Raw genomic sequence first — 8,729 nt, forward strand, 5'->3', positions numbered from 1 at the left:
CCCTTCGACGGACCCGCAGACGCGAAGCGCCGCGGGCCGCCGGGGCCGCATCGTGACGCCCGAGGACAAGCCGAAGCTCTTCGTCTTGGACACCAACGTCCTCATGCACGATCCGCTCTCGCTCTTCCGCTTCGCCGAACACGACGTCTTCCTGCCGATGACGACTTTGGAAGAGCTCGACAACCACAAGAAGGGCCTCACCGACGTGGCGCGGAACGCCCGCACGGTCTCGCGAACGCTCGACAACCTGATTGAACTGAACGGCGGCGACATCCTGAAGGGCGTCCCCTTGAACCTCCTCGGGAACATCGAAGCGGGCGGGCGCCTCTTCTTCGAGACGACGCCGATGGCGAAGCCCCTTCCCGGGCTCCCCGGCATCAAGGGCGACAACTCGATCCTAGCCACCGTCGGAGGTGCCATGGAAGCCTTCTCCGGGCACGCGGTCGTGCTCGTGAGCAAAGACATCAACATGCGCATCAAGGCGACCACGCTGGGGATCCCCGCCGAGGACTACTTCAACGACAAGATCCTCGACGACACCGACATGGTGTACACGGGCCGCTCGGAACTCCCCGCCTCCTTCTGGGACGAGGTGAAGGGTCGGCTCGAGTGCTGGAACGACGGCGGCGCCACCTGCTACGCGTTCGAGACGGACGAGCCCTCGAAGTGGAACGTCAACGAGTGCGTCACGATCGAAGGGGACGACGCCTTCGCCGCGATCGTCACCGCGGTCGAAGGCCGAACGGTGAAGCTGCGCCTCTTGAAAGACTTCCGCTCGAAGCACAAGGCCTGGGGCATCCAGGCGCGAAACGCCGAGCAGAACATGGCCCTCAACCTCCTCATGGACCCCGAGATCGACTTCGTGACGCTCCTCGGGCAGGCCGGCACCGGGAAGACGCTCCTGACGCTCGCGGCCGCCTTGGCGCAGACGATCGACCAGCGGCGCTTCTCTGAGATCATCGTCACGCGCGCCACGGTGAGCGTGGGCGAAGACATCGGGTACCTCCCCGGCACGGAAGAAGAGAAGATGGCGCCTTGGATGGGGGCTTTGGAAGACAACCTCGAGGTCCTCCACAAGTCGGACGGCTCCGGCGACTGGGGCCGCCAGGCCGCGATGGACCTCATCCGCAACCGCATCCGCATCAAGTCGATGAGCTTCATGCGCGGGCGCACGTTCCTCCAAAAGTTCGTCATCATCGACGAAGCGCAGAACCTCTCGCCCAAGCAGATGAAGACCCTCATCACCCGCGCGGGTCCGGGGACGAAGATCGTCTGCCTCGGGAACATCGCCCAGATCGACACGCCCTACCTCACGGAAGGGAGCTCGGGCCTCACCTACGTCGTCGAGCGCTTCGCCGGGTGGCCGCACGCCGCCACGATCACGCTCGCCCGAGGGGAGCGCTCGCGTCTGGCGGAATTCGCCGCGGAAGCGCTCTGAGCGCCGAGCCGCAGGATCGGCAGCCCTTCACGGAAAAGCCCGCGCAGCCTTCTCGGCCCGCGGGCTTTTTCCTTCTTTCGGCCTGAAGCGAAGCCGGACTTCCTCCTGATGTGATCACCCCGATGTGCGCACACGCTTGAATGTACTCACATGTGCGCGCCCGATCGGGATCTCCGAGACGGTCGTCAGACGTCCTTCGCCCCCGCGCAGGCCTCCCGGATACGGTCGGCGAGACCCGACAAGCGCCGGGTCGGCTCCGACACGCTTCGCGCGAGCGCCTCTTCGCTTCCGAACACCGTCACCTCGGCCTTCGTGCGGGTGATGCCGGTGTAGAGGAGCTCGCGGGTCGAGAGCGCCGAATCGGGCTTGGCGGGAAGGAGCACCGCCACGCGGGCGAACTCCGACCCCTGCGACTGGTGGATCGTCATCGCGAACGCGGTGTCGTGCTCAGGCAAAAGCGCCGAGGGGACGCGCACGCCTTCGCCCTCCGCCCGTCCGAAGTACGTCACGAACCGCGGCGGCGCGTCGGGGTCGGCGACGCCGTTCGTCCCCAAAGGAAGTTCGATCCCCACGTCCCCGTTGAAGACCCCGAGGACGTCGTCGTTCTTCCTCACGATCACGGCGCGGCCCGCATAGTGCGTGAGCGGGAAGCGCTCGTCCAACGCGCCCTTTTGGCGCAGGAGCGCCGTCACGCGCCCCTCCGCCCAGCGGTTCAAGGCGGCGACGCTCGATTCGCCCTCGCGCTGTGCGGCGAGCGGCCGAAAGCTCTCCAGAGCGCGCCAAAGGGCGCCAACGAGCTTCTCTTCCTCCGCGGCGAGCTTCCCGTCCGCGTAGGTCCCGCGGGATTTGCGCACCGCGGTGCGGTGCTTCTGCCAGAAGTCCGTGCAGTCGGCGAGCGCTTCAAGGTAGGGCTCCATCGAGGCGTCCAACCACATGCGCACGCTCTCCGACAATCCCGTCTGCGGGTCCGGCGCGTCGTCGTGCCAGGCGACCTGGTAGCGCCGGGCGCTCGTGGGGGCCTCCGTTCCGAAGAGCGACCGGATGAGGCCGGGGGCGTCGGCTTCAGTTGAGGTGAGGAGCGTCTTCACGGCGGACACCGCCGCGTCGCCCTCGATCCCCATTTGGTTCACGACCGAAGCCAACGCCCACACGATCGAGCCCCGCTCGAAGCGGCGGCTTTCCTTCAAGACCGCGGTGTTGGCGGCCAAGGCGCCCTCTTCTTCCGTCAAGTCCGCGAAGACCGAGCCCGGCCCCACGGCGGCCAGCTGGTGCTTGTCGCCCAAAAGAATCAGACGGGTCTCGGGCGAGAGCGCGGAGAGGAGCCGCGCCGCCAGGTGAATGTCGATCATCGAGGCTTCGTCGACCACCAAGAGGTCCAACGCCATCGGGTTCCCCGGCCCCGGCATCTCGCCCGTGGGCGTGCGGGTGACGAGCCACTTGTGGATCGTCTTCGCCTCCATCGTCGCGGGCGACGTGCCGGCGTCCAGCGCACGCATGGCGGTGAGGAGCGCCGCCAAAGGCTGGCGCGAAAGGCTCTCCCGGATCGACTGCAGCATGCGGCTCGCGGCCTTCCCCGTCGGGGCCGCCAGGCCGATCCGGAGGTCGGGCTTCATGGCGAGCAAGCCTTCGAGCATCATCACGACGCTCGTCGTCTTCCCGGTCCCCGGGCCGCCGCTCACGATGAGAAGGCGCTGCTCCAGCGCCCCGCGCACGGCCGCGGACTGGGCTTCGTCGGTGCCGAGCGCCTCACACATCTTCCCGACCAACGTCAGGGCTTCGGGCGTGGGCGCGGCCTCGCCCGTGAGGCTCTTCGCACGCGCGGCGAGGCTTTCGGCCAAACGCCGCTCTTCGTCGAAGAAGCGCGCGGCGTAGAGGCGCCCGGCGGCGTCCAACGCCCAAGGCGCGGGGCTCCCCGGGTCGCCGATGAGGCCGAGCTCACGAAGGATGCCGAGGCCCTTGGCGGCCTGCGGTTCACGCGCCTCGACGTACGCCCACGGGATGCAGACGCTCCCCTGGGTGTCGGGGTCGGACGTGACCGCCGCGACGGCGCGGATCGTCCTTTGGGCGGCCTCCGCGTCGGCCGGGATGAGGGTGCCCTTGAGTTCGGCGTCGCGGCATGCCGCGCGCAGGAGCCCCGAGAGGAGCGCGAACGAGGCGGGGTTTTGGATTTCGGTCGTCATCAGAGAGTCTCCTCGCTCGGGCGCTCACGCGCCAGTTCTTCTTCGGCGGCGCAGACGTCCGCTTCGTTCCAGCCCGCTTGGAGCAGCTTGTCGAGCGTCCTCACGACGGCGGGCGGCACCCGGTCGACGATGACGCCGGTGCGGCGTCCCTCAACCAAAGGCGTGTCGTTCAGCCCGCGGATGAAGACGTACGCGGCGCCGGCGATCATCTCCTCGCGAAAGGCGTCACCCAGACGCGCCGCGAGGAAGCGCCGGAGCGCGACGAGGTAGAGCAGGTACTGGAGCCGGTAGTGGTGTTCGCGAAGCGCGATCGCGAGCGCCCGTTGGTCATAGTCGGCGGCGTTGGGACCCAGCGCGTTGCTCTTCCAGTCGAGCACCCAAAAGCGTCCGTCGGGCGCACGCACGGCCAAGTCGATCGAGCCCGTGAGGAACCCGGCCAAAGTTCGGGGTTCAATGCCGTCGACCGCATAGTCGCGGCCGCAGGCGGCGCCCAGGCGCTGCAGCGCCCGCGCCAAGTCGTCCGCGCTCACCGACGGGTGGATGGTGAGGAGAAAGTCCATTTCCGCCGCGCGGTCGCCTTCGGGGATGTCGGCGAGCCGCAGCCCCGGGAGGAGTTCCGTCGAGAGGACGGACTTCAGCATCCCGGCGCCGGCGAGTTCGTTCAGGCGCGCCGCATCGCCGCGCTCGGGGAGCGTCACGTCGAAGATTTCCCGGCAGAGCGCGATGCGGACCTCCTGAGCCGCATCGCCCTCGCCCGCCATCAGCGCGTAGTCCGCACGCTCCATCACGCGGTGAAGCGCGTCCCCGTAGCGGGGACCGCGCCCGAAGGTGAGGATCGTCCCGTCGGGCGGGTTGGACGCCGGCCGGGGCTTTGACGGGAGGTCCCCGTCTTCGATCGTGCGCGCCAACGCCGTGTAGGAGCTCGTCGCCCAGCGGGCGCGCACATCCGCGGCCGGGTCGACCGAGAGCGTGAGCGTATCGGGCGAGGCTTCGAGCGGGCTCGCCGGCACGTGGGCCTCGTCCATCAGGTTCTTCACCCGCACGCCCGGAATCGAGGCGAGGCGCCTGTCGATGTCCGTGCGCTCCTTCTCGGTCCAATTCCCGGGGAGCTCACCCAAAAGCGCCAGATGGTAGACGTTCGAGGCCGTGGTGCTGATCCACTCATCCGGATTCTTCGCGCTCTTGCGGGACTGCGGGATGAGAAGAACGAGCTTCGACGAGGCGCGCGTCATCGCGACGTAGGTCAAGCGCACGAGCTCTTCACGCTCCTCCTGCTTGAGGGCCTCATCGGTCGAAACCGCCCCGGCGTGGATGTCGAGCACCGTACGGCCGCCGCGGCGCACGCGCCAGACCGCGCACTTGCTCTTCGAACTCGGGGTCATCCCCTCGCCTTGCGGAAGGTAAACGATCGGGTACTCGAGCCCCTTGCTGGAGTGAATGGTGATGACGGAGACGACGTTGTCTTCGCTCTCCAAGCGCAGCGTCCGCTCGTCACCCCCGGAGCGCCCGCGCGCCGCTTCGAACCAGGCGCAGAGCGACGAGGGCGTCCGGTGCGTGCGCGACGCCGCGTGGATCAATTCGGTCAGGTGGTCGTAGTTCGTGAGGGTGCGCTCGCCCAGGGCCGTCGGGAGAATCCGGCGCACGGTGTCGCGTGCGCGCATGATCTCGCGGATCACGGCCGCGGCGCCGCCGCGGGGCCAGAGCTTCAGCGCGTCTTCGAGGAGCGTGCGCGCCTCGACGCGGCGGGTTTCGTCCGCGGCGTCGATGGTGGAGAGCGTCTCGCCGAAAAACCGGGTCGCACGCGCGCCGTTCACGTCGTTCACGTTGTCGGGGCGCCGGAGCGCCCGCAGGAGCATCTCCATCTCCAGCGCTTCGGGCGTATCCATCACGTCGTCGACCTGCTTGATGCGGCTTCGCACGCCCAAGCGCGTCAGCGCCTCCATCGTCTCGAGGGCGGCGTCGCGCTTCCTCACGAGGATCGCGACGTCGCGTGCTTCGACGGGGCGCATGCGCACGGTGCGGCCGTTCACCTCCACGTCGCGCGTTCCCGGCACTTCGGGCTTTTCGGTCGCCGGGACGAAGACCTTCCCTTCGCGGGCGTCGGTGAGAAGCCGCGCGATGTGGCGCGCGACCGCTTCGCCGCCGTCGTTCTTCCGGTCCGCGGCGACGCCGTAGGGGACGGGCGAATTCCAAACCTCGAAGGGGTCTTCTTCGAAGGCGACGCCCGCGTCGGTGAAGCGCACCAACCCCGGGCGCTTCGAGCCCGCGTCGACGGGCGCGTAGGCGAGCTCCCGGCGCAGGAACGCGCCCTCGCCCGTCACTGTTCCGAAGAAGCCGTTCACGGCCTCGACGAGCCCCTTCGACGAGCGGAAGTTGCGCCCCAAGCGGCGGCGCCCGCCGATTTGGTCGATGAGGTCGCGGGCTTCCAAGTAGGTGTTCAAGTCCGCGCCGCGGAAGTGGTAGATCGCCTGCTTCGGGTCCCCCACGAAGAAGAGCGCGCGCTCGGACTTCTCACGCTCCGAGAGCCCCTCGATGAAGAGTCGGCGCATGATGTCGAACTGCACCGGGTCGGTGTCTTGAAATTCGTCGATGAGGACCCCGGTGAAGGCGCGCCGGAGCGACCGCGCGAAGGGACCCGGGCGACCGTCGGGACTCTCTTCCTTCAACGTGCGCCAGAGGTCGGTGAGCAGATCGTCGAAACTGAAGATCCGGCGCTTGTGCTTTGCCTCGCGCACGGCTTCGGGCGCCCGGTCGATGAATTCGAAGATCGTTTTGCGCAGTTTCGGGTCAAGTTCCTTGTCGGGGATTTCGCGCGGGACGAGCGCGGCGGGAAGCCGCACGCAGTTTTCCAGAATCTCCGTCCAGGGGAGCGCCGCCAGCGCCTTGCGGCCGTCCTCGTCGGGTTCGGCGTCGAGCTTTCGGCGAAGGAAGTCTTCGACGACCTCACGCATCACGTCCGCGATTGCGTCGTCGTCCCCCTTTTCAAACCCGAAGGGCGCCCCCGCGCTGAAGGCGCGGTTCGAGAGCATCTTCTGGCAGAAGGCGTGAATCGTGTGGATCGCGGCGTCGTCGAAGCGCGTGAGGGACGCGCGGATGCGCCGCAGCGCCTCCTCATCCGACAAACCCCACGCGCGCCAGAGCGCGATCTGCTCGTTGACGATCGGCTCGACCGCGGGTTCGAGCGTGAGCGAGGCGGGGTCCGCCGGACCGCCCTCGTCCGCCGCCCGGCGGATGAGGGCTTCAAGCGCGCGGTACGCGTCCGTCATGTGTTCGCGGATGCGCATGGCGAGTTCCGCCGTCGCGTCCTTCGTGAACGTGACGACGAGAAGTTGGTCGATCCGCATGTTGCGCTCGACGACGAGGCGCAGCACCAGGTGCTTGATCGAATAGGTCTTCCCCGTCCCGGCCGAGGCTTCAAGGAGCGTCGGCGTGCAAAGCGGCGCCGTCTTCACGTCGAAGTTGTCGGGATCGACATCGGGCGAGGCGGGCTCGACGCGCACGCCTTCGGCCTGCGCTTCCAACGCGGCATCGCTCGCCGGTTCTCGGGCGGGCTTTGCCGGGACGGAGGCGTGGACCGCCGCCGACCGGGCGGAAGCACGGGCGCGCGCAGGCTTGGAGGCCGGTTCAGGGGTCTCTTCAGGGGTCTCTTCAGGGGCGGGGGCGGGGGCGGGCTGCGCCGCGGTCTCCGCACCGAAATCCTCCGCGGGCACGTCCCCGAACGCCGGGAAGGCTTCCGGGAAGTCGTCCAACCCGAAGGCGGCGTCATCGGGCGCGCCGATCGGCCCCAAGTCGTCCTCAGGGAAGCCGAGGGCGTCCATGTCCGCTTCCGCAGAGAGCGACGCCCAGTCGGCGTCCTGCGGCGGAAGATTCACGTCCAGATCGGTCGGGTCCACCACGGCGGTCTTGTTCTTCTTCGTCGTCATCTCAGTTCTCCCCCTCGGCCGTCTCTTCTTCGTCCTCGACGGCTTCGCCCAAGAGCTTCGCCGTGATCCGGCGCCACGCATGCGCCGCGGCCTTCGGGTTCTGGTCGGGGTTCTTCAAAAGGCTCCCCAGGAATTCAATCCACGCCTGCCGCAGATCGACGCCGCGCCGAAGGTCCGCATTCCCCGTCCAGAGGATCCGGTCCATGTCGTTCTTCCTCACGTCGGAGACGCCCGCCCCGTCCGTCATGAAGGCCGCGCTCCCCAACGCGCGGAGCACCACGTCGGTCACGCCCGTGAGGAGTTCGACCGCGCCGTCGGGCGCCGCCCAAGTGAAGGTGACCGTCCCGGTCTCCACCGCACTCTTCACCTTCTTGGGGCCCACCAACACCGTCTCCAACGGTTCGCCCGCCGCGACCGCCGCGGCGTGCCGGAGCACCTCGTAGGCCGGGCGCTTCCCCGCCTCGTCGATGCGGCTCGGCGTGGCGACGACGCGGCGCCTCTGCGCGTGTTCGGGGTGCGTCATGATGCCCGAGAGGTTGACGAGGAGCGCGACGGGGAGTTCCCCGCGTTCGGGGTCCCGCCACGAGAGCCCCGGAAGGGTCACGTACGCCGTACGGGGGTCGGTTTCGGTCCAGCCCTCCTTCTGCGCCGCCGCCAGATGGGCGATTTTCTCCGCGGTCCCGAAATACTCTTCCCAAGCCCATTCGCGCACGCCCACCAGCCCGAAGCGCGGGTCGGCGCTCCAACGGGCCTTGACGGCGTCGGGGCTTTCGCCCCGCACCAACGTCTCCAACGCTTCGTTGCCGTAGCCCCAGACGGCGAGAGGCGACGTGTCGGGGAGCATCCCGTCCGTCCTGTTCCCGTCCTCCGCCTCGGGGACCTTGACGCCCCAGCACTTGAGCACGGTCTTCGAGGGCTTCCTCCAGTAGTTGACGACGACTTCGAGCGGCACGACCGCCGTGAGCCGCCCGTCGACCTCAGCGGGAATCACCCACCCGGCCGACGCCGGCACGCCCGCGTCCGCAAAGGTCGCCGACGGGGCGCGGTAGCCCGCGGCTTCGGCCTTCCGGACGGCTTCGAGAGCCGTCGCGTCGGTCGCGCGCCAAGGGGCGGCCGCGGCGAAATTCGCTTTGGACGTGGCCGTCAAGGGGATCCGTTGCGTGAGCTGCGCCGCCCCGCGCTCGCGGG

4 protein-coding genes are annotated in these 8,729 nt (G+C 68.6%); 1 reads left to right on the forward strand and 3 read right to left on the reverse strand.

Going from position 1 to position 8,729, the window contains the following annotated elements:
• A partial coding sequence (locus HMPREF9440_RS09515) for a PhoH family protein (protein WP_008543724.1) occupies window positions 1–1,438 on the forward strand: 1,438 nt, incomplete at its 5' end.
• Between the two features lie 185 nt (window positions 1,439–1,623).
• Here the strand turns inward: HMPREF9440_RS09515 and recD are convergent.
• From recD to HMPREF9440_RS11575, 3 genes are all read right to left on the reverse strand, one after another.
• Window positions 1,624–3,618, reverse strand: a complete 1,995-nt coding sequence (gene recD, locus HMPREF9440_RS09520) for an exodeoxyribonuclease V subunit alpha (protein ID WP_008543725.1) — start codon at window positions 3,616–3,618, stop codon at window positions 1,624–1,626.
• Entirely contained in the window at window positions 3,618–7,541 is a 3,924-nt protein-coding gene (locus tag HMPREF9440_RS09525) for a UvrD-helicase domain-containing protein (protein ID WP_008543726.1), read from the reverse strand. Before HMPREF9440_RS09525 ends, recD begins: the two co-directional genes overlap by 1 nt.
• Before the next feature lies 1 nt (window position 7,542).
• Window positions 7,543–8,729 (reverse strand): hypothetical protein (locus HMPREF9440_RS11575; protein WP_008543727.1); only part of this gene is annotated, 1,187 nt, incomplete at its 5' end.

The sequence above is a fragment of the Sutterella parvirubra YIT 11816 genome, from assembly GCF_000250875.1.
In the GTDB taxonomy this organism is placed as follows: Bacteria; Pseudomonadota; Gammaproteobacteria; order Burkholderiales; family Burkholderiaceae_F; genus Sutterella; species Sutterella parvirubra.

What these genes read in the sequence shown, in the direction of transcription:
- recD (WP_008543725.1), bottom strand. Translation starts at nt 3,618, where the DNA reads ATGACGACCGAAATCCAAAACCCCGCCTCGTTCGCGCTCCTCTCGGGG.
- HMPREF9440_RS09525 (WP_008543726.1), bottom strand. Translation starts at nt 7,541, where the DNA reads ATGACGACGAAGAAGAACAAGACCGCCGTGGTGGACCCGACCGATCTG.